This is a genomic window from Photobacterium swingsii (assembly GCF_024346715.1).
GTDB lineage: Bacteria > Pseudomonadota > Gammaproteobacteria > Enterobacterales > Vibrionaceae > Photobacterium > Photobacterium swingsii.
On sequence record NZ_AP024852.1, the window covers coordinates 149561 to 174960 of the forward strand.

25 protein-coding genes and 1 pseudogene are annotated in these 25400 nt (G+C 47.4%); 12 read left to right on the forward strand and 14 right to left on the reverse strand.

The annotated features are described in order from the left end of the window. Positions 1-11: 11 nt before the first annotated feature. A pseudogene (locus OCU77_RS00690) lies at positions 12-152 on the reverse strand (transcription elongation factor GreB); the annotation flags it as partial. A gap of 318 nt (positions 153-470) precedes the next feature. On the opposite strand from OCU77_RS00690, the gene ompR reads away from it, so the two are divergent. Together ompR and envZ are read left to right on the forward strand one after the other, a co-directional pair. Then, on the forward strand, positions 471-1190 hold the full coding sequence (gene ompR, locus OCU77_RS00695) for an osmolarity response regulator transcription factor OmpR (RefSeq protein WP_048898813.1): 720 nt from the start codon (positions 471-473) through the stop codon (positions 1188-1190). 3 nt (positions 1191-1193) lie between these two features. Then, entirely contained in the window at positions 1194-2534 is a 1341-nt protein-coding gene (envZ, locus tag OCU77_RS00700) for a two-component system sensor histidine kinase EnvZ (protein ID WP_048898814.1), read from the forward strand. Between the two features lie 105 nt (positions 2535-2639). Here the strand turns inward: envZ and OCU77_RS00705 are convergent, their stop codons facing one another. The 8 genes from OCU77_RS00705 to OCU77_RS00740 form a co-directional block, all read right to left on the reverse strand. Next, positions 2640-4049: a uracil-xanthine permease family protein gene (locus tag OCU77_RS00705; RefSeq protein WP_107302821.1), complete on the reverse strand. Its 1410-nt coding sequence runs from the start codon at positions 4047-4049 to the stop codon at positions 2640-2642. Between the two features lie 439 nt (positions 4050-4488). Then, a complete protein-coding gene (gene recG / locus OCU77_RS00710; RefSeq protein ID WP_048898815.1) occupies positions 4489-6570 on the reverse strand; it encodes an ATP-dependent DNA helicase RecG in 2082 nt (693 codons plus the stop codon). A 16-nt stretch (positions 6571-6586) separates the two neighbouring features. Further along, a complete protein-coding gene (gene trmH / locus OCU77_RS00715; protein WP_048898816.1) occupies positions 6587-7297 on the reverse strand; it encodes a tRNA (guanosine(18)-2'-O)-methyltransferase TrmH in 711 nt (236 codons plus the stop codon). 76 nt (positions 7298-7373) lie between these two features. Beyond that, positions 7374-9479 carry a bifunctional GTP diphosphokinase/guanosine-3',5'-bis pyrophosphate 3'-pyrophosphohydrolase gene (spoT, locus tag OCU77_RS00720; RefSeq protein WP_048898817.1) on the reverse strand — a complete coding sequence of 702 codons (2106 nt, stop codon included), beginning with the start codon at positions 9477-9479 and terminating at the stop codon, positions 7374-7376. 17 nt (positions 9480-9496) lie between these two features. Beyond that, positions 9497-9772 carry a DNA-directed RNA polymerase subunit omega gene (gene rpoZ / locus OCU77_RS00725; RefSeq protein ID WP_036821454.1) on the reverse strand — a complete coding sequence of 92 codons (276 nt, stop codon included), beginning with the start codon at positions 9770-9772 and terminating at the stop codon, positions 9497-9499. A gap of 51 nt (positions 9773-9823) precedes the next feature. Next, positions 9824-10450: a guanylate kinase gene (gene gmk, locus OCU77_RS00730; protein WP_048898818.1), complete on the reverse strand. Its 627-nt coding sequence runs from the start codon at positions 10448-10450 to the stop codon at positions 9824-9826. A 259-nt stretch (positions 10451-10709) separates the two neighbouring features. Continuing rightward, the gene (locus OCU77_RS00735) at positions 10710-11846 is read right to left on the reverse strand and encodes a glycosyltransferase family 4 protein (protein WP_048898819.1); all 1137 of its coding nucleotides are present in this window, start codon (positions 11844-11846) and stop codon (positions 10710-10712) included. 184 nt (positions 11847-12030) lie between these two features. Continuing rightward, the gene (locus OCU77_RS00740) at positions 12031-12894 is read right to left on the reverse strand and encodes a YicC/YloC family endoribonuclease (RefSeq protein WP_048898820.1); all 864 of its coding nucleotides are present in this window, start codon (positions 12892-12894) and stop codon (positions 12031-12033) included. Positions 12895-13118: 224 nt separating this feature from the next. On the opposite strand from OCU77_RS00740, the gene rph reads away from it, so the two are divergent. After that, complete coding sequence (gene rph / locus OCU77_RS00745) at positions 13119-13835, forward strand: ribonuclease PH (protein ID WP_094958064.1); 717 nt, start codon at positions 13119-13121, stop codon at positions 13833-13835. Between the two features lie 123 nt (positions 13836-13958). Continuing rightward, positions 13959-14600: an orotate phosphoribosyltransferase gene (pyrE, locus tag OCU77_RS00750; protein ID WP_048898821.1), complete on the forward strand. Its 642-nt coding sequence runs from the start codon at positions 13959-13961 to the stop codon at positions 14598-14600. Between the two features lie 83 nt (positions 14601-14683). Here pyrE and slmA read toward each other — a convergent pair whose 3' ends face one another. The 3 genes from slmA to coaBC all read right to left on the reverse strand — a co-directional run bounded on the left by slmA (position 14684) and on the right by coaBC (position 17286). Next, a complete protein-coding gene (gene slmA / locus OCU77_RS00755) occupies positions 14684-15274 on the reverse strand; it encodes a nucleoid occlusion factor SlmA (RefSeq protein WP_048898822.1) in 591 nt (196 codons plus the stop codon). 245 nt (positions 15275-15519) lie between these two features. Then, positions 15520-15975: a dUTP diphosphatase gene (dut, locus tag OCU77_RS00760; protein ID WP_048898823.1), complete on the reverse strand. Its 456-nt coding sequence runs from the start codon at positions 15973-15975 to the stop codon at positions 15520-15522. A gap of 102 nt (positions 15976-16077) precedes the next feature. Beyond that, positions 16078-17286, reverse strand: a complete 1209-nt coding sequence (gene coaBC, locus OCU77_RS00765) for a bifunctional phosphopantothenoylcysteine decarboxylase/phosphopantothenate--cysteine ligase CoaBC (protein WP_048898824.1) — start codon at positions 17284-17286, stop codon at positions 16078-16080. Positions 17287-17576: 290 nt separating this feature from the next. On the opposite strand from coaBC, the gene radC reads away from it, so the two are divergent. The 7 genes from radC to OCU77_RS00800 all read left to right on the forward strand — a co-directional run bounded on the left by radC (position 17577) and on the right by OCU77_RS00800 (position 22896). Next, positions 17577-18251: a RadC family protein gene (radC, locus tag OCU77_RS00770; protein WP_048898825.1), complete on the forward strand. Its 675-nt coding sequence runs from the start codon at positions 17577-17579 to the stop codon at positions 18249-18251. Positions 18252-18424: 173 nt separating this feature from the next. Next, positions 18425-18661, forward strand: coding sequence for a 50S ribosomal protein L28 (gene rpmB, locus OCU77_RS00775; RefSeq protein ID WP_048898826.1), 237 nt, complete (start codon positions 18425-18427; stop codon positions 18659-18661). 13 nt (positions 18662-18674) lie between these two features. Beyond that, positions 18675-18842 (forward strand): 50S ribosomal protein L33, encoded by a 168-nt coding sequence (gene rpmG, locus OCU77_RS00780; RefSeq protein ID WP_002535344.1) that lies wholly within the window; start codon positions 18675-18677, stop codon positions 18840-18842. A gap of 225 nt (positions 18843-19067) precedes the next feature. Further along, complete coding sequence (locus OCU77_RS00785; protein ID WP_048898827.1) at positions 19068-19541, forward strand: hypothetical protein; 474 nt, start codon at positions 19068-19070, stop codon at positions 19539-19541. A gap of 28 nt (positions 19542-19569) precedes the next feature. Continuing rightward, positions 19570-20379, forward strand: a complete 810-nt coding sequence (mutM, locus tag OCU77_RS00790; protein WP_048898828.1) for a bifunctional DNA-formamidopyrimidine glycosylase/DNA-(apurinic or apyrimidinic site) lyase — start codon at positions 19570-19572, stop codon at positions 20377-20379. Positions 20380-20530: 151 nt separating this feature from the next. Beyond that, positions 20531-21874: a UDP-glucose dehydrogenase family protein gene (locus tag OCU77_RS00795; RefSeq protein ID WP_048898829.1), complete on the forward strand. Its 1344-nt coding sequence runs from the start codon at positions 20531-20533 to the stop codon at positions 21872-21874. Between the two features lie 11 nt (positions 21875-21885). Continuing rightward, on the forward strand, positions 21886-22896 hold the full coding sequence (locus OCU77_RS00800; protein WP_048898830.1) for an NAD-dependent epimerase: 1011 nt from the start codon (positions 21886-21888) through the stop codon (positions 22894-22896). Positions 22897-22989: 93 nt separating this feature from the next. Here OCU77_RS00800 and coaD read toward each other — a convergent pair whose 3' ends face one another. Next, complete coding sequence (gene coaD / locus OCU77_RS00805; RefSeq protein WP_048898831.1) at positions 22990-23475, reverse strand: pantetheine-phosphate adenylyltransferase; 486 nt, start codon at positions 23473-23475, stop codon at positions 22990-22992. 138 nt (positions 23476-23613) lie between these two features. On the opposite strand from coaD, the gene OCU77_RS00810 reads away from it, so the two are divergent. Beyond that, positions 23614-24645, forward strand: coding sequence for a glycosyltransferase family 9 protein (locus OCU77_RS00810; protein ID WP_048898832.1), 1032 nt, complete (start codon positions 23614-23616; stop codon positions 24643-24645). On the opposite strand, the gene OCU77_RS00815 is transcribed toward OCU77_RS00810, so the two are convergent. Beyond that, positions 24611-25399, reverse strand: a complete 789-nt coding sequence (locus OCU77_RS00815) for a glycosyltransferase family 2 protein (RefSeq protein ID WP_048898833.1) — start codon at positions 25397-25399, stop codon at positions 24611-24613. The genes OCU77_RS00810 and OCU77_RS00815 overlap by 35 nt on opposite strands. Position 25400 lies beyond the last annotated feature (1 nt).

The window sequence follows — 25400 nt, forward strand, 5'->3', positions numbered from 1 at the left end:
TCTAATTATTAATCGGCGTTCTCACTACGGTCGCCAAGGCTGGCAGCCCAGGTCACTTTTTTAGTGATTTCGGGGCGTTCGTCGTACCATAAAAACTCAAGTTCGCTTTTTAGTTTGTCATAGCCCTCGCGGGTGATGAGGTTGGTTTTCATGCTAGTTCCTAATCGTGATGCGTACTTTGGTGGATGCAAAGTGATCGTTTGAACCGTCATTGCGTGACGCTTAGAGATAAATAGTGTTACGCATTTGGGCTCAGGTCAATGTTTGCAACACAGTCGAAGGGACTTTAAGGCGTTAGAATATATGAAACTATTACGTGTTGTTTGGGGAGTGATACGTTATTGTGCTAGACATACCCAGTAACAATTTAGCTCACATTTTAGCGGCGAATTTAAGCTTAGGGCAGGGTGAGTCGAGTAATATAAACCCTCATAGCTCGATAATCGTTTCGGTGCAGTAAGGTAGAAGATATGCAGGAAAATTATAAAATTCTGGTTGTTGATGATGATATGCGTCTGCGTGCGTTACTAGAGCGCTATCTATCAGAGCAAGGCTTTCAGGTTCGCAGTGTCGCCAATGGTGAGCAGATGGATCGTCTGTTATCGCGCGAAACCTTTCACCTGATGGTATTAGATTTAATGCTGCCAGGAGAAGATGGCTTGTCGATTTGTCGTCGCTTACGTAACGCCAATAACATGTTACCTATTTTGATGCTGACAGCAAAAGGCGATGAAGTTGATCGTATTGTTGGTTTAGAAGTGGGTGCTGATGATTACTTGCCTAAACCGTTTAACCCGCGTGAACTGCTAGCACGTATTCGTGCGGTTCTCCGTCGTCAAACGATTGAAGCGCCGGGTGCACCAAGCGTGGATAGCAAGGTGATCGAATTTGGTGACTTCCGCTTGAACTTGGGCACACGTGAGATGTTCCGAGGTGAAGAATCCATGCCACTGACTTCGGGTGAGTTTGCGGTTCTGAAAGCGCTAGTGACTAACGCTCGTGAGCCGATGTCGCGCGATAAGCTGATGAACATGGCGCGTGGCCGTGAATATTCCGCGATGGAACGCTCAATCGACGTTCAAATTTCACGTCTTCGCCGTATGGTGGAAGAAGATCCAAGCCGCCCGCGTTACATTCAAACGGTGTGGGGTTTGGGCTATGTATTCGTACCGGATGGTAACGAGGCATAATCTATGCGCTTTTCTCCGCGCAGTACGTTTACCCGTACTTTGATCCTATTGGCTGGCTTATTGATAGCTAGCCAAATCTTTTCGTATCTTGCCGTTTTTAACTATGCATTATTGCCTAGCTTGAAGCAGTTCAATCGTATTTTGGCTTACGAAGTGCGCTTGATGCTAAAAGAAGATGTGCAATTAGCCGATGGCCATACCTTTCACTTAGACACGCCATTACGTCGTCAGCTGCTTGAACAGCTTGGGGTTACTCTTCATCTTGAAACCAGTGCTGAAGCGGATGAATATCGTCAGGCGTCGGAAGTGGAATACCTCAGTGAGGAAATGACTCGAGAACTCGATACCAATACCGAAGTGCGGTTGGTATTGGGCGCAGACAGTTATGTATTGTGGTTGAAGTGCGATGCAATGCCCGGTTTCTTGATGCGAGTGCCCTTGTCGGAACTGCAAGAGGATGATTTCTCGCCGCTGTTTCGTTATAGCCTGATCATTGCCTTTATGGTGATTGCGGGTGGTTGGCTGTTTATTCGGATTCAGAACCGGCCCTTGGTAGCGTTAGAGCAAGCGGCATTGTCGGTGGCACGGGGTGAAACACCTCCACCATTGCAAGAAAACGGTGCGTCTGAAATTCGAGCGGTTACCAAAGCCTTTAATCAAATGTCGGAAGGTATTCAGCAGCTTGAAGAAGATCGCGCTTTGTTACTGGCGGGGGTGAGCCATGATTTACGGACACCGTTAACCCGTATTCGACTGGCGACAGAAATGATGTCACCAGAAGACAGTTATCTTGCTGATAGTATGATCAAAGATACCGAAGAGTGTAACGAGATCATCAGCCAGTTTATGGATTACCTTAAATCGACCAAGAAGCAGGAAGAAGAGAAAATTGATCTGAATGCATTATTAGAAGAGGTCGCAGATAGCGAAGGGCAACATCAGATTGACCTTGATCTTGGCGATGTCCCAGGGGTGATTCTGGCTAATAACGTGGCGATGAAGCGGGCGGTCGCTAACTTAGTCGGTAATGCGCTGCGCTATGGTAATGGCTGGGTCAAGATCTCCAGTGGTGCGACAGCCGATCGTAAATCCGCTTGGTATTGTGTTGAAGATGATGGCCCGGGGATAGAGCCTGATCAAGTCTCACGGATGTTCCAACCGCTTACGCGTGGTGACACGGCGCGTGGTCGCGAAACCGAAGGAACAGGGCTGGGCTTGGCGATTGTGAAACGTATTATCGACCAGCACGATGGCGAAATTTGTGTGCGCAACCGCAGTGAAGGCGGCTTACGAGTCCAAATTAATTTGGCACTTCATACCTCTCGCAGTGGTAAGAAAGCCTAGCGAATCTAGGTGCAGACAGTGAGATCAAAAAGGGTTAGCCAGTGGCTAACCCTTTTTTATTGATCTTTTTTTCGTTATAGGTTTTTGGGAGGCGATAAGGTTTGCTTACTTCGCCGTCACCGCTTCCGCTTTGATTTCTGATGCTTCTTTCGGTTCTTCAGGTAACACCAAGTTAAGAATGATCGCGGTTAAGCCACCTGCTGCCATGCCCGAAGACAGGATGCTTTTCACTAGGTCTGGCATGAACTGCAGGATCTCAGGTTTTTGTGCAATGCCTAAGCCCATCGAGAATGACAGTGCCATGATAAGGATTGCGCGACGGTCAAGGTTACAGCGCGAGATGATACGCACACCTGATGCTGCAATCGTACCAAACATCACAATAGTTGCGCCGCCTAATACTGGCTCAGGGATCAGCTGTACTAAATTAGCAACGCCTGGGAACAAGCCTAATAGCACTAGCATACCCGCGACAAAGAAGCCGATATAACGACTCGCCACACCCGTTAGCATGATGATGCCGTTGTTCTGACTAAAGGTAGAATTTGGGAAGCTGTTAAGTATTGCAGCCACACCTGAGTTTAGGCCATCAGCCAACACACCCCCTTTGATGCGTTTCATGTAGACAGGGCCCGCGACAGGTTGTTCTGATGTTTCTGAGGTCGCGGTAATGTCACCAATGGCTTCAAGCGAGGTAATGGCAAACACGATCACCAGTGGAATCAATAAGCCCCAATCAAAGCCTAGACCGTATTGCATCGGGAGGGGGATCGCGATGAAGTCGGTGTCAGCACTGCGTGAGGTGTCAATCATGCCCAAGAAAGCGGCCAAAAGGGTGCCAACAGCCATTGCAATGACAATGGATGATACGCGTAGGTACGGGTTCTTAACACGATTGAGTAGCACGATAAGGGCTAATACTGTACCCGCCAACATGAGGTTATCTAAGCTACCGAAGGTGCCACTTTCTAGTGCTGCGTAACCCCCACCCATCGATGTGAGACCGATTTGGATCAGGGTGAGGCCGATCAGGGTGACGACAATGCCTGATACTAGCGGAGTAATTACCCGCTGGGCGTGCTGCAAAATGCGAGAGATGAAGACTTCTGTCAATGAAGCAAACAAGATGGTGCCGAAGATAGCTGCCATCATAGTTGGTACGTCAGCACCGCCTGCTTTTAAGGCTAACCCAGCCCCTATGATAGGGCCAAGGAAGTTAAAACTGGTGCCTTGAATAGACAATAATCCAGAACCGATAGGGCCAAAGGTTTTGATTTGGATAAACGACGCAATCCCCGAGGCGAACAGCGACATACTGACGATGGTGTTGGTATCACTGGCAGGTAATCCCAAAGCCTGACAGATGATCAGCGAGGGGGTGACGACAGCTACAAACATTGCAAGAAGATGTTGTAGGGCTGCAAACAGAGTTTGTGGTAGCGGCGGACGATCGTCTAATCGATAGATGAGATCAGACTTACGCGGCGCTTCAATATCGCTGTGTTGACGGGTCATGCCGTTTGTTTTCCTTGGTTTATCTCTGGTTCCCTGACTGCATGCGCTGAATGGGCCGCAGTATGTATTGACCGAATATATCTGTGATTGCTGTTAATCAGCTTCAATCAACACGGGAGAGATGGAGGTGGACGAATTTTGTGCGCTATTGTAATTACCTTGCAGAAAATAGCAATCGTTTGCGCGCTTTTGTGATGAGATAATTTACTTCAGGGGTAAATAGCGTGCTAAGGGGTAAAAAGGGAAAGAAAATAGGCGAGTAAGTATTTTTAGTGGGCTGTAGAGATCACGCTTGTTATGTAATGCTGAAAGATAAGCGCTAGAAACTTGGTAAGTGCTGTTATTTTATTGTCTTAGCCTGATGCTGGCTTATCGAATCAATAAAAGCCGGCACTTTATCCACACTAGAGTGAAATAAAGCGCCGAAATAAGAGGGGGACTAGGCGTTGGAGTAATTTTCACGTTGTCCGAGCCAGCGGGTTATGATGGCTTCGGCATTGGTCGGATATTTATCGTGAATGTATCGGGCTAGCTTTTGTACCTGTGGGATAAGGTGTTGATCACGGATCAGATCTGCCACTTTAAAATCAGCGATGCCGGTTTGCTTCGTCCCTAATAACTCACCCGGCCCTCGAATTTCTAAGTCGCGCTGGGCAATCACAAAGCCATCACTGCTTTCGCGCAGTACCCCTAAGCGCTTTTGGGCGGTTTGTGAAAGTGGTGCGTGATACAGCAGCACACAATGACTAGCAACCTGACCTCGACCGACACGGCCACGCAACTGGTGGAGCTGGGCTAAACCTAGGCGCTCTGGGTTTTCAATCACCATCAAACTGGCGTTGGGTACATCAACGCCCACTTCAATTACCGTGGTCGCGACCAATAAATCAAGCTCGCCGTCTTTGAATTGCGTCATAACGGCCTGCTTTTCAGTGGCTTTCATTCGACCATGCACCAAGCCAATTTTCAGCTCGGGTAATAGCGCGGTAAGCTCATCAGCGGTGTCAGAAGCGGCTTGGGCTTCCAATACTTCAGATTCATCAATTAAGGTACAAACCCAATAGGCTTGACGGCCTTCGGTTTGGCAGGCTGAGCGGATCCGTTCAATGATTTCAGGTCGGCGCGCGTCAGACAGGGCAACTGTTTTGATCGGTGTCCGTCCTGGTGGTAATTCATCTATTACAGAGGTTTCCAAATCAGCATAAGCTGTCATCGCTAACGTCCGTGGGATCGGAGTGGCAGTCATGATCAGTTGGTGCGGATAACGTCCGTTATTGGCGCCTTTCTCACGCAGTTCTAAGCGTTGATGGACACCGAAACGGTGTTGCTCATCAATGATCACCAAGGTCAGGTTGTTAAACACCACTTGGTCTTGGAATAAGGCATGGGTACCCACCACCATTTTGGCTTCACCACTTTCGATGCGCGCCAGTTCGGCTTCACGGGCTTTGCCTTTGAGCTTGCCTGCCATCCAGCCGACTTGAATACCCAGCGGGTTGAGCCAGCTGGCAAAGTTTTGCGCGTGCTGTTCAGCCAATAACTCAGTTGGGGCCATGAGTGCTACCTGGTAGCCGTGTTCAATCGCACGCAGTGCCGCCAGCGCGGCGACTAAGGTTTTACCTGAGCCCACATCCCCTTGCACCAAGCGCATCATAGGGTGTGGTTGGGTGAGGTCTTGCTCGATGTCGGTAACGACACGCTGTTGAGCGCCTGTTGGATGAAATGGCAAGCCAGCAAGGAACTGTTGTTTTAGGGTATCTTTGGCACTAAGCGGCCATGCATCATGACGTTGACTGTTACTGCGTACGGCCAGCATGGATAAATTTTGGGCCAGTAGTTCTTCTAGTATCAGGCGATGCTGGGCGGGATGTTTCCCCTCTTCGAGTTGCTCTAAAGAAACATCTGGGGTTGGACGGTGCATGATGCGTAAGGCTTGGGCCAGCGTCATTTGGCGATCGTACAACCCTTCGGGCAACAACTCACTGACGGCGGCTTTATCCAAGAGCTTAAGGGCTTGATCCGTTAGGCTACGTAACGTTAGCTGACGTAAGCCGTCTGTGGTGGGATAAACTGGGGTTAAGGTTTCTTCGACGCTGAGTTCAGTGGTTTCAGAAAACACCTTGTAGTCGGGGTGTATGATCTCAACCCCAAACTTGCCGCGTTTGATCTCGCCATAGGCTTTGACTTGCTTACCTTCAGCCAAGCTGTTTTTCATCGCAGCGTTGAAATTAAAGAAGCGTAGGGTGGCTGCGCCATTACCATCACTGATTTTAACGCTGAGCATCTTACGCTTGCCAAAGGTAATGCTGGTGTTGAGCACCTCACCTTGAATCGTCAGGTGCTGGCCGGGCATCACGCCTGCGATTGGCCAAATACGGGTGCGATCTTCATAGCGGAGCGGCAAATGAAATAGCAGGTCTTGGACGGTATTTAATCCAATTTTCGTTAACTTTTCTGCCATTTTTGCGCCTACACCAGCAAGCTCGGTGAGGGCGATGGTATCCAGTAGCTGTCCGCTCATCGCATGTCCTTATTGGCTATTTCTGTTTGTTTTTCTTTGGCTCAATGGCCTGCATAGTTGCCCACCACGCATCGTCAGCCATGATTTGGCCTTCGTCATCCAATGGTGGATAAGGCAAGCCTTTACGACGTGCCACTTTGGCAAGTACGGGGTGGCCGCGTTCAAACAAAATACGGTGTACCACTTCCTCAGGTAGCTGAGTGGTTGCTTGGTCGTACATGCCTGCATTCTGGCGTTGGCGCTGTGCTTCATACAAAATAAGAGCACTGGCCACCGAGACATTTAACGACTGTACCATACCGACCATAGGAATGATGATGTCCTGATCGGCAAGCGCTAAGGCTTCTTGGGTGATCCCATTTTTTTCACCACCTAAGATAATTGCGGTGGGCTTGGTGTAATCCACGTCACGAAAATCAATTGCGGTATCTGACAGGTTGGTTGCCAGTACTTGCATTCCTTGGCTCTTTAGGTGTTGTACGGCTTCGACCATGGTGTCATGGGTTTCAAGTTCGACCCAGTTACGCGCCCCTGCTGAGGTATGGCTTAGCATGCGCATTTTATCGTCAGGCCATACGGCATGCACTTTGTGGATGCCGACTGCATCGGCAGTACGCACAATTGCAGACACATTGTTAGGTTTGTGCACTTCTTCCATACACACAGTGAGGTCGGTTTGGCGAGTGGCCAGTACAGATTGAATACGTTGGTAACGATCAGGAGTCATAGTCGTTTATTAATATCCATAAATAAAAACGCCCAAAAGAGGGCGTTTAGAATAAGTGATTGTTGGTGTTGCTGTGTCAGTTTTTCTGACGAGCAACACGGACAACATTCGGCATTACACGAATTCGGCGCATAATATTGGCAAGGTGGATACGGCCTTTGGTCGTTAAGCGAACCGTGATGGTGTATAAACGGCCATCTTTTTCTTCGGTGGCTAATCCTTGAATATTTGAGCCTGTTGCAGCAATCGTATTGGTTAAATCAGCTAGCGCACCTTGGTGGTTTTGCATGTCCACCTTAAGGTTGGTTACGAATTCTTGTTCAAAGTCTTCGCTCCACTCTACCGCCATGTACTTATCGGGTTCTTTTTGGTAACCACGGATATTGGCACATTCTTCACGGTGAATAACTAAGCCTTTACCTGGGCTGACGTGCGCCATAATAGGGTCACCATGGATTGGGTGACAACAGTTGGCAAACGTGAGCAAGATACCATCGGCACCTTGGATCGGTAAGCGGCGTGCGCCTTCGTCGTGATTATTCAGCTCTTCAGGGTTACCTAATAAGCGGCGAGCAATCACCACACTCATGAGTTCACCTAAGCCGATATCTGTCAGTAAGTCGTCCATAGATTCTAACCGCAGATCGGTCAGCACTTGCTGAAGGTTATCTGGGTTGATTTGGTCGATACTCAACTCACCAAGTGCATGGTTGAGTAAGCGACGACCAAGGGTGATGGATTCATCACGGCGCATGGTTTTCAGTACCTGACGAATACGTGCGCGTGCACGTGATGTCACCACATAGTTTAGCCATGCTGCGTTTGGACGTGCGCCTGGCGCACTGATGATATCGATAGTCTGACCGTTTTTCAGCGGTTTGCTGAGCGGGTAAGGCTGGCGATCGACACGAGCACCGACACAAGCATTACCCACATCGGTATGGACGGCGTAAGCAAAGTCGACGGCGGTTGCCCCAACCGGCAATTCAACAATACGGCCTTTTGGTGTAAAGACGTAAATCTCATCAGGGAAGAGATCAGATTTTACGTTTTCAATAAATTCGAATGAACTACCGGCGCTTTGTTGCAGCTCAAGTAAGCTCTGCATCCAACGTTGTGCTTTCACTTGGGCGGTTGTACCCGAGCTTTCGCCATCTTTATAAGTCCAATGCGCAGCAACACCTTTGTCGGCCATTTGGTCCATGTCGTCGGTACGAATCTGTACTTCGACAGGTACACCATGCGGGCCCACTAGAGAGGTATGCAGTGATTGGTAGCCATTGGCTTTCGGGATGGCGATGTAGTCTTTCATGCGACTTGGACGCGGTTTGTACAAGTTGTGTACTTGGCCCAATACGCGGTAGCAGGTGTCGAGATCGGTGACCAGAACGCGGAACGCGTAGATATCCATAATGGAATGGAAACGCTGCTCTTTACTCTTCATCTTGTTATAGATGGAGTATAAGTTCTTTTCACGGCCGACAACCGTTGCTTTAATTCCCGCATCTTCGAGGCGGCCCTCGATTTCTGCGTGAATCTTATTAATCATTTCTTTGCGATTACCACGCGCCGCTGCCACCACTTCTTTGAGCACTTTATAACGGTTTGGATATAACGCTTCAAAGCCTAACTCTTCGAGTTCGGTTTTGATGTTATGAATACCCAGACGGTGTGCCAGTGGGGAGAATATTTCGAGCGTTTCGCGAGCAATACGACGGCGTTTATCCGGACGCAGGGCACCTAGGGTGCGCATGTTGTGCGTGCGGTCAGCCAATTTGATCAAGATTACGCGAATGTCATGGGCCATGGCCATGATCATTTTGCGGAAGTTCTCTGCTTGCGCTTCTTTGCGGTCGCGGAACTTGAGTTTATCCAGCTTCGATACGCCATCAACCAGTTCTGCAACCGTGGCACTAAAGCGGGTTTCCAAGTCTTCCTTGGTCACTTCGGTGTCTTCGATTACATCATGGAGAAGTGCAGCCATTAGCGTCTCGTAATCGAGGCGCATTTCCGCAAGGATGCGGGCCACAGCAATCGGGTGGATGATATAAGGTTCGCCACTAGAGCGAGTCTGCCCTTCGTGGGCATCACGCGCAACGAGATAAGCCTGCCTAAGAGCCTCGATATGAGGCTCTGGCAGGTATTCGGTTGCGACTTCTTTCAGGCTATCAAAAAGATACAATCGCCCGGTTCCCTGAATTAACGGTGGTCGCCTGCAATAGCGCTAACTGCTGCTAGCTCTGCTGCTTCTTGCTCTTGAAGTTCCTGACGCTCGCGAGCATCAAGGATGTCCTTAGTGATTAGGCCTTCTTCGATTTCACGAAGCGCGATCACTGTGTACTTGTCGTTTTCTTCTGGAACCAGTGGATCCTTACCGCCAGTTTGCATTTGACGAGCGCGGCGTGAAGCAATTTGGATCAGATCGAAACGGTTGCCAATTTTATCAACAGCGTCTTGAACGGTTACGCGTGCCATGGAGGACTCCAGTGGTTATATAAAAAAAGATAGAAAATTGTACAAAAATACTTACTGTTCTGCCAGTAGGCCATTCAGCATGCTGTTATATTTAGCAGCTTGTTTGTCTTGCTTCAATCGTTCAGCGCGGATAATCGCTTTGAAATCGATAAGAGCAACATCAAAATCATCATTCACGATCACGTAGTCGTATTCGCTGTAATGTGAAATTTCAGAACGCGCTTCTTCCATACGGCGAGCAATAACAGCGTCGCTGTCTTGGCCGCGAGCATTAAGACGACGTTCTAATTCTTCTTTTGATGGCGGTAGAATAAAGAGGCTTTTCGCTTGTGGCATTTGTTTGCGAATTTGACGCGCACCTTGCCAGTCGATATCAAGGAATACATCGATCCCTTTGTTTAGCTGCTCTTCAATCAACGGGCGTGACGTACCGTAGTAGTTGCCAAATACTTCTGCATGCTCAAGGAACGCACCTTGGTCAGCAAGTTCAGTAAATTCTTCAACACTTACGAAGTTGTAATGAACGCCATGTTCTTCACCTGGGCGCATGCCGCGCGTGGTGTGAGAAACCGATACTTTCATGTCATAAGTTGGGTTGGTTTCCAATAGGGCGTTAATCAAGCTTGATTTACCCGCACCGCTTGGTGCCGACACAATGTATAACGTACCTTTGCTCATTGCTGTTTCACTCAGTGTTAGAAGGGCGCGCAGATTATCATGAACTGCAGATAATTTAAATCAGATAGTCAAGGAATAACCAATAATCTTTTTTATCGAGCTAGCAATGTGAAGCCTAGGTGGTTACTGAAAAAACAGACTTATTCGCTTCTAACCTTAAAACGCCAGCGTTGAAGCAAGTATTTAAATAAGGCGTAGCTGCTCACGTTATTTTAAGCGGCTATTTATATTCTAATGTAATAAAAATAGCAGATAGCACTTAAAGCAGGGCGGCAAAGTTATGGAGCATGGTATCAAAACTGTAGTGTTGCGATACCCGTAGTTTGTTAGCGCGCCCTATGGTTGGCCAGTAGTCTTGATGAGCCAGTAGCTTTTTCATTGTTGCTGGGTAGTCTGCAGGTGCTGCAATATAAGCTTGGTTCTCAGGGGGCAGCATGGTTTTTATATCGCCGACCTCGGTTGAGACGATAGGCAGTCCCATTGCCATCGCTTCCAATACTGAAATTGGCATTTGTTCGGTATCTGAGGATAAACAAAAGACATCGCCTTGAGCGAGAAATCCCCAAATATCCGTGACATTACCGGTTAGCTCGATACGGTCGGTTTGATTGAGTGAAACCACATACGTGCGTAGCTCTTCAAGTAAAGGCCCACCACCACCAATGATCAGTTTGCCATCTGGCACTGCGGCTAAAAAGCTGTCGATTAACCGTGGAATATTCTTTTCTGCGCGTAGCGTTGCCAAGGTTATAAAGGTGGGGTGTTGGCGCAGCGTTTGAGTTTCTGGGTGGAGTGTTGGCAAGGCGATACCGTTTGGAAAATAAACAAGCTGGGTGCTTGGTACATGCCACTCTTGCTGTGCGATATATTGAAGCTGATGTGAGGGCACCACTACTTTGGTGTCATCAGATAGCGCAAGGCGGCGAAAGATATTGCGGCGCGGTAGGCGCTCTTGCTGTTCTTCGGGGCCAAAGCCGTCTTCCCAGTGGACATGTTGCGGGGCCGTAACCGTAGTGGTGGCACGTGAACGGATGCGGTGCACCAGCGCCCATTCAATCGCACCCCAGTTGTAGGTCATCAAGGTATCGTGTTGATGATCTGCGAGGTAATGTTGGATCGATTGCATGCGCTGCAGAACGTGTTGCTGCTTGAGATGACTTAGGTCGATGAAGCTTGCGTCGATGGTTTCCAGCAGTTTGCTTTTGGCATCGAAGTTACCGTCTAAAGCAATGATAGTGTGACGGTAAGCTTGCGAACACGCATTCGCGATCTGGGCAAAGCGCACTTGTTGGCCACCAATGGCAAAGGTGGGGAAAACATGCAGGAGATGCCGAGAGGCTATTCGATGATGGTTAGGATGTGATTGGTGATCATTTCGTTCGAGCGAGCTATCCATAACAATCCTTGGTATGCATCCATGACTATTTTTACCATGCAGGGCGATCACTGCTTAGCTCTAACTATAGTCAAACCATGAGAAACGATGTGAATGCGAAGAGGATTATTTAGTTGATGATAGCGAGGCAACAAAAAAGCGCCCTGAGGCGCTTTGGGAATCATGTTATATGTACAAACGGCGCTTATTCAATGTTTTGAATTTGCTCACGCATCTGCTCAATCAGTACTTTGAGTTCAACAGCTGATGCCGTGATATCGGTATTGATTGATTTAGAGGCTAGGGTGTTCGACTCGCGGTTGAACTCTTGCATCATGAAATCTAAACGGCGACCACATGCGCCACCTTTTTTCATGATCTTCTGTGTTTCTTTCACGTGTGAATCTAAGCGGTCGAGTTCTTCGGCTACATCGCTCTTTTGCGCCAGCAGGATCAGTTCTTGTTCGACACGGCTTGCATCGAGTTCGATTTTTGCTTCTTCAAAACGGCTTAATAGACGTTCACGTTGCCATGCCATGACTTCTGGCATTTGTTCGCGTACTTTGCCTGCTTCAACGGTAATCGCATCCAAACGCTGAACAATCAGCGCCTTCATGTTTTCGCCTTCGCTTGCACGTGCTGCAATGAAATCGGTCAGTGCTTCTTCAAAGCCTGCGAGTAGGTCTTTGTTGATCGCATCCAGGTCTTGCTCTGGTGCTTCCATCACTCCGGGCCAGTTCAATACTTGGAATGGACCAATATTGCCTTCACCTGAGGTCTCTTTAACCCACTGAGCGGCTTTGATCACTTGCTTAGCAAGGTCTTCATTAATCGATAGTTCGCGATTAGAAGATGCGTTCGCTTCAAAGCGTAGGTTGCACTCTACTTTGCCTCGAGCTAGGCGTTTACGGAAGCGTTCACGCAGAACCGGCTCTAGGCCACGGAACTGTTCAGGCATACGTAAGTAGGTTTCTAAGTAACGCTGGTTGACCGAACGGATTTCCCAAACGGCGCTGCCCCAGTCGCCTTTTACTTCACGGCGCGCGTAGGCGGTCATGCTATGAATCATTGGCTGATGGCCCTTTTGTTAAGCGGTTCGCTTGAAGCTGGTGCTCAAAGCGTTGATGAGCTGATTATACTCAGCATTGATTATAAAAGGAATTGAACCGCGTTGTTGTGGCTTTGCGCTGCAATTGTGGGCGTCTAAGAGCAATCGTTTAGCAAAGGGTTAGCACTGGCGGACGTAACTGGCTATAATCGCAGGTTAAAATTACTCAGTCAGAGGTTATCCCGATGCGTCCAAGCGGCAGACAGACCCACCAAGTTCGTCCTATTACTATTACTCGTAACTTTACAGCACATGCTGAAGGCTCAGTTTTAGTAGAGTTCGGTGATACCAAAGTGATTTGTACCGCGAGCGTGGAAGAAAATGTACCACGTTGGCTAAAAGGTAAAGGTCAGGGCTGGGTTACTGCTGAATACGGCATGTTACCTCGTGCCACGCACACCCGTAACCGTCGCGAAGCTGCGAGCGGTAAACAAGGTGGCCGCACCATGGAAATTCAACGTCTTATCGCCCGTAGTTTGCGTGCTGCAGTAGACCTTGAAGCGCTAGGTGAGCAAATGATCACTGTTGATTGTGATGTTATCCAAGCCGATGGCGGTACGCGTACTGCGTCTATTACTGGTGCTATGGTTGCGCTAGTTGATGCGATCAATTACATGATTGAAAAAGGTCTGCTGAAGAAGAGTCCGCTGAAAGGCATGGTTGCTGCTGTGTCTGTGGGGATCTATAACGGTGAGCCTGTTTGTGATTTGGAGTACGTTGAAGATTCAGCGGCTGAAACCGACATGAACGTGGTGATGACCGAAGAAGGTAAGATGATCGAGATTCAGGGCACTGCGGAAGGCGAGGCCTTTAGCCATGAAGAATTGTTGGCGATGTTAGCGCTGGCGAAGGACGGCATTACCGATATCATTTCGATGCAGAAAGCAGCGTTAGAAAATTAATGATTAAGCGACTCTATTGAGTCGCTTTTTTTTGTCTAAAATTTGTCGATAGTGTTACTGAATAGGGGCTGTTGATAGGTTATAGCGAATAAAACACAAACATAGCTATATTAAGGAGTTACAATGAAAGCATATCAGCGTCAGTTCATCGAATTTGCCCTAGAGAAAGGTGTGTTGAAGTTTGGTGAGTTCACTCTGAAATCAGGCCGTAAGAGCCCGTACTTTTTCAATGCGGGTTTATTTAACTCAGGGCGTGATCTTGCACGTCTAGGCCGTTTTTACGCTGAAGCTTTAGTTGAAGCTGGTATTGATTACGATGTGTTGTTTGGCCCTGCATACAAAGGGATCCCTATCGCAACGACGACAGCGGTAGCGTTGGCTGACCACCACGATGTGGATACGCCATACTGTTTTAACCGTAAAGAAGCGAAGAACCACGGTGAAGGTGGTAACTTAGTGGGTAGCGCGTTAGAAGGCCGCATCATGTTAGTGGATGATGTGATCACTGCGGGTACTGCAATTCGCGAGTCGATGGAAATCATCAAAGCGAACGGTGCAGACCTTGCTGGCGTATTGGTGGCGATTGATCGCCAAGAAAAAGGCAAGGGCGAGCTTTCTGCGATTCAGGAGGTCGAGCGTGACTTTGGCTGTGATGTGATCTCGATTGTGTCACTGGGTGATGTCGTGACCTACCTTGCCGAGCAAGATGGCATGGAACAGCACCTTGAAGCGGTTAAAGCGTACCGTGCACAATACGGCGTTTAAGCCTTGTTGTAATAAACTACGATGACAAAAAAAGGCTTGCCACTGGGCAAGCCTTTTTGTTGGTGTTTGGGCATTGAATGTACTTAACCTAGCTGTGCACTCAGCAGTGCCCAGTAATCATCAAAGCTATCCGTCGGCTTATGCTTGAAGTTAGACCGTACGTAGCGGCTTAGGCTACCTTCTACTTGGCCTAACAACTGTGCCGCCAAGATACTTTCATCGACAGGAAAGCCTTTGCCTTCACGTAGCTTACGCTCACGCAGCACTTGACGCAGTTGGGTTTCGATACGCTCAAACAGCTGATTGATACGTGCTTGCAGACGGTCTTGTTCAAACATCAGCGCATGGCCCGTCATGATACGGGTTAAACCTGGGTTACGCTCGGCGAAGACTAAGATCAGCTGTAACACCATGCGAAGGCGGTTCAGGGTGTCTTTTTCTTCATCTAGGATACGGTTGATGCGGGTAGTGATTGAATCTTCAATAAACTCAATCAGGCCTTCAAACATACGCGCTTTGCTTGGAAAATGACGGTAGAGTGCAGCTTCTGATACGCCTACTTGAGCAGCAAGTTTGGCCGTTGTAATACGTTGGCTACCTTGTGCTGACTCTAGCATTTGTGCCAAAGCTTGTAGAATCTCTTCGCGGCGATTGTTTTTTTTGTTGCCTGCCATGAATAACCGTTCCTTTTCGAAATGAGTACCACAGATTGGCACTCGGTCAATAAACCGAGATGCATTGTTCGCTGGGTATAAAAAACCCGCCTATCTTAACGGTGCGCTGACACAGAGAAAAGTGTTAGCTGCTGATAGTGCTGAGTTATCGGTAAAAAAATTGTATCGGCAAAAAAAACGCAACCTGAAGGTTGCGTTAGATCGCTTTTAATAGCGATGACTTTTTGCTGATGATCTGCTGCGGTTTATTGACGACCGGAATGACCAAAGCCACCTTCACCGCGATCGCTGCTATCAAAATCATTCACGATGTTAAAGTCAGCTTGTACCACAGGCACGAATACCAACTGAGCAATACGGTCGCCAGGTTCAATCGTAAAGGTTGATTGACCGCGGTTCCATACTGAAACCATTAGCTGACCTTGGTAGTCTGAATCAATTAAACCGACTAAGTTACCTAAGACAATACCGTGTTTATGGCCAAGGCCAGAGCGGGGTAAAATCGTGGCTGCTAGGCTAGGATCGCCAATATGAATCGCCAGACCTGTTGGAACAAGGTGGGTTTGACCAGGCTCGACGGTTAGTGCTTCATCTAAGCAGGCGCGTAAATCAAGACCAGCCGATCCTTCGGTAGCGTAAGCGGGTAGTGGAAATTCATTGCCGACACGTGGGTCTAGGATTTTTAGGTCGATTTTTTTCATCTTGTTCTCTTTAAAGACATGTTTCGTGATGCCAACTTGATACCGCAAGGTTGGGTGTCAAGCTGGGATATTTAGTTTGTACTATAACTATCTATCGCCCAGTTAGTGGCTGCGATAGAGCGCCGTGATTTCATTGATAAGTTGTTTGCCGAGTTCACTCTTGTCTGTCAGTGGCAGGGCTTTGTCGCCGCTTGGCCAGTACAAGTGCAGGGCATTTTTATCGCTATTGAACCCTTGCCCTTGCTGCGCGACATCGTTGGCACAAATCAGATCAAGCTGCTTACGGGTCAGCTTACCACGTGCATATTGCTCGACATCTTGGGTTTCAGCAGCAAAGCCAACGGTAAATGGGCGCTTGTCTGTTAACGCAGCCACACTTGCTACGATATCGGGGTTTTTCACTAAAGTGAGCGTCATGGTGTCTTCATCACTTTGTTTTTTCATCTTCTGCTCAGCGACAGTGGCTGGGCGGAAATCAGCAACCGCGGCACAAGCAACAAAAATATGATGTTGAGGTGCATGGTCCATGGCGGCTTGGTGCATCTGTTCGGCGCTCTCTACATCAACGCGAGTGACACCCTGTGGCGTGGGTAAGTTCACTGGGCCACTAATCAAAGTGACTTTTGCGCCACGCTCTGCGGCTGCTTGGGCAATAGCAAAGCCCATTTTGCCGGAACTGTGGTTGGAAATATAACGCACAGGATCGAGGGCTTCACGGGTTGGCCCTGCAGTAATGGTCAGTGAAATATCTGTGAGGTCTGCAGGTTGAAAAAAAGCTTCCGCATGATGTACTAGCTCCATTGGTTCTAGCATACGACCAGGGCCAACATCACCACAGGCTTGTTCACCACTTGCTGGTCCCCACACATGGAAACCACGGCGCTTTAAGGTTGCGATGTTTTCTTGGGTCGCAATATTGCGGTACATCTGCTGATTCATGGCTGGTGCAACCACAATCGGCGAATCTGTTGCAAGGCATAAGGTAGAGAGCAAATCATTGCCCATCCCCGCACTGACTCGGGCTATCAGATCCGCTGTCGCAGGAGCCAATAAAACCATGTCGGCCCATTTAGCCAGCTCAATATGACTCATTGAAGCTTCAGCGGCAGGATCGAGTAGGCTGCTCGATACTGGGTTGCCAGAGACGGCTTGCATCGTTAGGGGCGTAATAAATTCTTGTGCTGCTTTGGTCATCACGACTTGTACCTGAGCACCGCGCTCGATAAGGCGTCGAGTGAGCTCTGCGCACTTGTATGCGGCGATACCACCACTAATTCCGAGAAGTATTTTTTTTCCTGCTAGCGTTTGCATGAGATTGCCTGATTAACCAAAAACAAGGGCCACACGATAGCATCAAATATCGCGTGATTCATCGTTTGAGATCAATCGAGCCTTGGCTAGATGCTGGCTATACCTATCATTTCAAGCAAGGTGTAATTCCAGCTTAGTGATGGGGTTATCTCGTTACTAGGCTCACAAACGCATGTATTTCTGGTGCTAGATTGCGCTGAAAAACGATGAGCGGCTCGTAACCTATCGCGATCAAATTTGTATTTTTACGGAGAGGGTTCAAGCGTAGGGAATGACTTAAAGAGGCCGTTATGACATTAAAAAATTTACCGAGTACGCTTCTTCCACGGGAAAAGCTTTTACAGTTTGGGGCAAAAGCGCTGACGGACGCAGAATTATTAGCCATTTTTTTGCGTACAGGGCTGCCGGGGATCAACGTTATTGAGCTATCCGCTTTGCTTTTGAGTGAATTTGGATCCTTACGGGCATTATTGGCTGCTGACGAAAAGCGCTTTTGCGAAGTCAAAGGGCTTGGCCCTGCTAAGTATGTGCAATTACAAGCGGTGCTCGAAATGAGTCATCGGCACCTGGAGGAAACCCTCAAAAAAGGGGATGTGCTGACGAGTCCGCAACAAACAAGGCAATATTTGAGCCAAATATTGCGCGATCGGCAGCGTGAAGTTTTTTATATTTTATTTCTCGATAATCAGTACAGAGTCATAGCTGGCGAGGTTTTGTTTGAAGGAACGATCGACTCTGCGGCAGTTTATCCACGCGAAGTGGTAAAAAGATCACTGGAACTTAATGCAGCCGCGCTCATTTTAGCGCATAATCACCCGTCAGGCGTAGCTGAACCTAGTCAGGCTGACCGTCGAATAACCCGAAGAATCACGGATGCACTTGCATTGGTGGATATTCGAGTTCTTGACCACTTTGTTGTGGGTGATGGGGAAATCATTTCTTTTTCTGAACGAGATTGGCTATAAAATAGTCGTTTTTTGAACAAAAAGTGAAGAAAGGATCTGCTCGGGACTTGAGCAACTGGTTTTGACTTAGTATAATGCGCGACCTTTGATAGCTGTGGTTATATGTGAAAAGTTTTTTCGTATTGAATTAATCACAGTAGATATCGAGCTGAAACGATTTGGAGAAGACAGTAATGTCCCGAGTATGCCAAGTAACTGGTAAGCGTCCTGTAACGGGTAACAACCGTTCACACGCACGTAATGCCACCAAGCGTCGTTTTCTGCCGAACCTGCAAACTCATCGTTTCTGGGTAGAAAGCGAAAAACGCTTCGTTAAACTACGCCTTTCTGCGAAAGGTATGCGTATCATTGATAAGAAAGGCATTGATGTCGTTCTTGCAGATATGCGTACTCGCGGCGAGAACGTTTAAGAGGATTTGAACAATGGCTAAAGGCATTCGTGAGAAGATCCGTCTAGTATCATCTGCTGGTACAGGCCACTTCTACACTACCGACAAAAACAAGCGTAACATGCCAGGCAAATTTGAGATCAAGAAATTTGATCCTGTAGTTCGCCAGCACGTTATGTACAAAGAAGCTAAAATCAAGTAATTGATTTTAAAATCTTTGATAAAAACCCAGCATTGTCTGGGTTTTTTTATACCTGAAAAATGTGGATTCCCTTCTATTCTGCTTTAATGCCTGCTCCATTACTCGCTGATCATGCTTGCTGCTTTCATCTGTACTGCTTGTGTCTTTCTTTCTCTTGTTTCTTGTCTTAGCGCTTCGCGTTATGGCATCAATGGTATAATGGTTAAGATAAAAAGGAGCGTATCCATGAAGTTATCTCGCCGTGGTTGGAACAATGTCATTATCTTTGCGGTTATTATTTTTATTGCCGTGATCCAACTACCTACTTTGATCAAGCAGAAATATGGCACAGCATCGCCTCCAGTAACCCTGAGTACCTTATTACCCGCACACGCCGTCATTGATCAGCTTATCTTGCCTGAACAGCACTATATTCGTCAGGGCGACGATTGGCATATCGCTGGTGGTGAGCAAACAGCGCAGGTGGATGTGGTGAGCCACTGGGCGACATTGGCGGGAACACCTGTCGATGAGGCGATGATGACCAAGTTACAACCTCAGCTGACTCAGCCGAGAACCGTTGAAATTTGGCTACAAGCCTATGAAGAACCTGTCAGAGTGACTGTCTATCAACTTCCACAGTTCTGGTTATTAAAAAACTGGCAGGCACAATGGTTAGCCGTGTCTGTAGAACCGACCTATTTATTTCCTTCACCATAAGCGATAAGCCATAAAATGAGGAGCCAAAATGCCTGAATTACCGGAAGTGGAAGTGAGCCGTATGGGTATTTCACCGCATGTCGCTGGACAAACGGTGTCGCGCATTACTATTCGCAACCCTAAGCTGCGTTGGCCAATCCCTGAAGCGATAACAGCCATTGAAGGGCAGGTGATTACGCAGGTTACTCGTCGTGCTAAGTATTTGCTTTTGCACACTGCTGTTGGTACTGCCATCGTCCATTTGGGGATGTCAGGTAGTTTGCGGGTACTGCCTGCAGCTACGCCCCCAGATAAACATGATCATGTTGATCTTGTCTTAGCGAGCGGTGAGATGTTGCGTTATAACGACCCTCGTCGGTTTGGTGCGTGGTTGTGGGCTGATCTTAACGAATTACATCAAGTATTAACGAAGTTGGGCCCTGAGCCGTTAGAGGCTGAATTTGATGCTGATTATTTGTTTGAAAAGGCGCAAGGGCGCCGCACTGTGGTAAAGCAATTTATTATGGATAATCACATCGTCGTGGGCGTGGGTAATATCTATGCTAATGAAGCGCTATTTAGCGCAAAAATTTCACCACAACGCCCTGCGAGTAAATTGACGAAAGCAGAGGTCACTAAGTTAGTTGCTGAAATAAAGTCAGTACTGGCTTTTGCGATTGAACAAGGCGGTACCACCTTAAAAGACTTCAAGAATGCTGACGGTAAACCCGGTTATTTTGCGCAGGAATTACAGGTTTACGGCAAAGGCGGGCAAGCATGCCCGCGGTGCGATGCTCCGCTAAATCAAATAAAAATTGGTCAGCGTGCTACATTTTATTGTAGTGAATGCCAGTTATAGTGATTACCGAGAATATTTTTAGCCTCTGATGAATTCATACTATTCTCTATTTTGTACTCATTCATTGTTCGTTTATTGCAAAAAAATGCTGGTGAAAGGGATAGAGCATGCAAGTCGCGGTATGATGTTCGTAGGTTAAAAGGGATAGAGCATGAAAGTAACGGTATTTGGTATTGGGTATGTTGGCTTGGTTCAAGCTGCTGTACTGGCTGAAGTTGGACATGAGGTGATGTGTGTCGATATTGATCAGCACAAAGTCGACACTCTAAAACAGGGTATAGTACCTATCTTTGAACCAGGGTTAGCCACCTTAGTGCAAGAAAATATTGAAGCGGGCAGTATGATTTTTACATCAGATATGGCTGCTGGTGTTGCGCATGGTAAAATTCAGTTTATTGCCGTTGGAACACCACCTGATGAGGATGGTTCTGCCGATTTACAGTATGTGTTATCTGTCGCTGAAACCATTGCTACCCATATGACCTCCCATCAAATCATTGTCACTAAGTCGACTGTTCCTGTTGGCACGGCAGATAAAGTCAAAGCGCATGTGGCTAGAGTGTTGCAAGAGCGCAATGAAGATCTCACCTTTGATGTTGCTTCTAACCCTGAATTTTTGAAAGAAGGGGCGGCAGTTTCAGATTGTCGTAAACCTGATCGTATTATTGTCGGTACCGATTCTGAAAAAGTGAAACGTCGAATGCGAGAGTTGTATGCGCCGTTTAATCGTAATCGTGACAAGATTTATTTTATGGATGTGCGCTCGGCTGAACTCACCAAATACGCGGCTAATTGTATGCTGGCGACTAAAATATCCTTTATGAATGAAATGTCTAACTTAGCTGAAAAGCTAGGTGCAGATATTGAGCAAGTGCGTAAAGGGATAGGTTCTGATCCTCGTATTGGTTATCACTTTATTTACCCTGGTTGTGGCTATGGTGGGTCGTGTTTTCCGAAAGATGTACAAGCTTTGGTGCGTACCTCTTGTGCCATTGATTACCACTCTGAATTACTTGAAGCCGTTGAGCGTGTTAACTCTCGTCAAAAAGAGAAGTTATCAGATGCGTTAATGCGCCACTTCGAGGGTGATTTGCAAGGTAAAACTATTGCTGTATGGGGGTTGGCTTTTAAACCAAACACTGATGATATGCGAGAAGCCCCAAGTCGCGTGTTGATCGAAGCACTTTGGAAAGCAGGTGCTAAGGTACAAGCCTTTGATCCTGAGGCAATGGAAGAGTGTCAGCGGATTTATGGTGAACGCGATGATTTACTCTTGATGGGAACCAAAGAGGCGGCGTTAAAAAATGCAGATGCCTTGGTGATTTGTACTGAGTGGACCAATTTTAGGGCGCCAGATTTTGATGCCTTGGCGGAAACACTGCGTGAAAAAGTGATTGTCGATGGTAGAAACTTGTACGAACCTGAGCTATTGAAAGAATATGGCTTGTATTATTACGCGATAGGACGAGGCGATAGCATTAAACCTGTTATCTAGTTGGAGGAAATGTGAAGTATTTAGTCACAGGCGCAGCTGGGTTTATCGGGAGTGCGGTTGCTGAGCGTTTATGTGCCCAAGGTCACCAGGTTATTGGTATCGATAATCTTAATGATTACTACGACATAGCATTGAAAGAAGCCCGTTTAGTACGTATTCAGCATGAGCGGTTTACTTTTATGGCCTTAGATATCGCTGATCGTGAGGGTATCGCTGCGTTATTTGCCGAGCAGCAGTTTGATCGGGTGATCCACCTAGCAGCACAAGCTGGTGTACGCTATTCGCTTGATAACCCGATGGCCTATGCGGACAGTAATCTAGTGGGTCACTTGACGATCCTTGAAGGCTGTCGTCATAACAAGGTTAAACATCTTGTCTATGCTTCATCAAGCTCGGTGTATGGCTTGAATCAGAAAATGCCATTTGATACTGCCGATAGTATCGACCACCCGATTTCTCTTTATGCTGCCACGAAGAAATCCAATGAATTGATGGCGCATACCTATTCTCACTTATATGGTATTCCGACCACAGGGTTACGCTTTTTCACGGTTTATGGGCCGTGGGGGCGCCCTGACATGGCGTTGTTTAAGTTCACCAAGAAGATTCTTGAAGGTGAACAAATTGATGTTTACAACCATGGTGAATTAAGCCGAGACTTCACTTATATCGATGATATTGTTGAGGGTGTGCTTCGCATTCAGGATGTGATCCCTGAGCCAAGTAGGGATTGGGCTGTTGAAACGGGGTCGCCTGCAACAAGTTCGGCCCCATACCGAGTGTATAACATAGGGCATGGTAGCCCAGTAAAGTTGATGGACTTCATCACAGCATTAGAAACAGCCTTAGGGGTGGAAGCGAAGAAAAACTTCATGCTGATGCAGCCGGGTGATGTGTACGCAACCTATGCCGATACGCAGGATTTATTTGCTGCTACAGGCTATCTGCCGCAAGTGAAAGTGACGGAAGGTGTCCAAGCCTTTGTTGATTGGTATCGTGACTTTTATTTGGTTGATACCTGATAAGTGTTTAGCTGATAAATCTTGATGGCGATACATAGAAAAGGGAAGTGCGCACTTCCCTTTTTTGATTTTCTCTGAGAATCAATACGTGACTCAATGCAGCTTTTTGATCAGTTCTGCGGTGACATGTGGATCAACAAACTGGCTAACATCCCCTTTATGTAGTGCTACTTCTTTCACTATGGTTGAAGAGATAAAGGAGTTTTCTTCGGCTGGCGTGAGAAATACCGTTTCTAGCTCAGGCATCAAGCGACGGTTCATGTTTGCTAATTGGAACTCGTACTCGAAATCAGAAACTGCGCGCAGACCTCGCACCAGCACATTCGCTTGATACTCTTTGGCAAAATCAACCAGTAGCCCTGAGAAGCCAACAATGGTGACGTTTTCTAAATGCTGGGTAATGTGATTTGCAAGTTCAACGCGTTCTTGCAGGTTAAACAGCGGCTTTTTGCTTGGACTGGCTGCAATACCCACAATGACATGGTCAAACATCGCTGCCGCACGCTCAATCAGATCAAGGTGCCCATTGGTGATGGGATCAAAAGTACCTGGGTAAATAACGCGTGTGCTCTTTTTCATGCTCGCAGAGATCCTTTTTTAATATTGGCCATATGCTACCAAATAATGGGTGAGTTTCTCTATCCAGATGTAGCGAAATGCTGTTTTATCAGTATGATCGTAACAAGAAGAACCAAGACATAATAAGCTGAGGGTGAAATGGAAAAAGTGCTAGTTGTTCGCAATGATAAAATCGGTGATTTTATGCTGGCTTGGCCGAGCTTTGCGATGCTGAAGCAATCAATGCCAGATTGCCAGGTAACCGCTTTAGTCCCAGCTTATACTGCGGAGTTAGCGCAGCTATGCCCTTGGATTGATGATGTCATTGTCGATTGCACATCTAACGCGGATAAAACGACAAAAAAGCAATTGGTTCAACAGATCAAAACGGCATCATTTAATGCTGTGATTTGTCTGTTCTCCAATGGTTATAACGCCAAATTGATGTGGCAAGCTCGTATTCCTTATCGCCTTGCCCCTGCGACTAAACTGGCTCAGCTGCTTTATAATCGTCGCTTGACCCAGCGTCGCTCACGTTCGGAAAAACCTGAATATGAGTATAACTTAGATATTATTCGTTATTTTTTAACGGATAACGGTGTCGATATTGTTGAGCCAAGCGCGCCTTACTTGAGCGTTACAGATAACATGCTGGCCGAGCAGAAAAGCAAATTAGCGAGTGCTTTAGGCTTAAATGAAATGAAGAAATGGTGTTTCGTTCATGCTGGTAGTGGCGGTTCTGCCAATAATCTTTCATTAGCGCAATATGCTGATTTGATTAAAGGCTTGGCGCAAGCGCATGATTGTGAGTTTGTACTGACTGCAGGGCCTGGTGAAGCAGACAAAGCGCGAGAGCTGCAAGCGTTAGTCGAAGGAATAAAAGCCGAGGTATACGATAAAAATGACGGGCTACCTGATTTTACTCGCTCGATTGCTTGTGCCGATTTATTCGTGGCTGGGTCGACAGGGCCGCTGCATATTGCAGCGACGGTTGATGTACCGACTATCGGTTTTTTCCCGAGTAAGCGTTCTGCAACGCCGTTACGCTGGAAAACCATAAATAGTGAAGGGCGACATTTAGCATTTTGTCCGCCTGCAGACCAAGGCGATCAGGCGACGGACATGAGTTTAATCTCAATACCCAATGTATTAGTTGCTACAGCTCCTTGGCTGGCTCAGTACTGGTCCTGATCCACAAATCGGCGTATTTGATAAAGGTTGAATGCGCCGATAATACTGACAGTAAGAAACCTTGCTTGCCGTCGAGAAAGCCTGCTTTCACCACATACATTTTCAAAAAGCAGCCCATGGCATGTAGCAGTCCTTGGCTGATACTGCTTTTTTTACCTCGCGCTTCACGTTGATCTGCCCATGCTTTGGCATAGCCCGCCGACTTAACAAGGTAATGATGTAAGTCGTTATACGTGAAATGAATTAAATCACCAGTGAGTGGCGCCGTTTTCATGGTACCGGTGACTTCAACTTTTTCGTGCACGAGCGATTCATCGTATTGCGTTAGCTGAGTAGGGTATAAGCGTAATACGCGATCAGGGTACCAACCGCAGTGCTTGATGTAGCGGCCAAATACCCAGCTTAATCGTGGAATGCTGTAGACCGTATCTTTTGCGGGTGCAGCCACTGCTGCCAGTATGCTGGCTTTGAGTTCTGGGGTGACACGCTCATCGGCATCGAGCCATAGTACATAATCTGATTCAACATGACTTTGCGCCAAGCGGCGTTGCGGGCCAAATCCCGGCCAAGCCTCATTGGTAAAAAACTTATCGGTATATTGCAGCGCCACTTCTTGGGTGTTGTCGGTCGAGCCAGAATCTAAGACAACAATTTCATCGACCCAGCCTTTGACTGTGTCTAAGCAGGCTTGCAGGTTTTGGGCTTCATTTTTAACGATGAGCGCAACGGCAAGAGTGGGTGTTTGCGTTGTCATG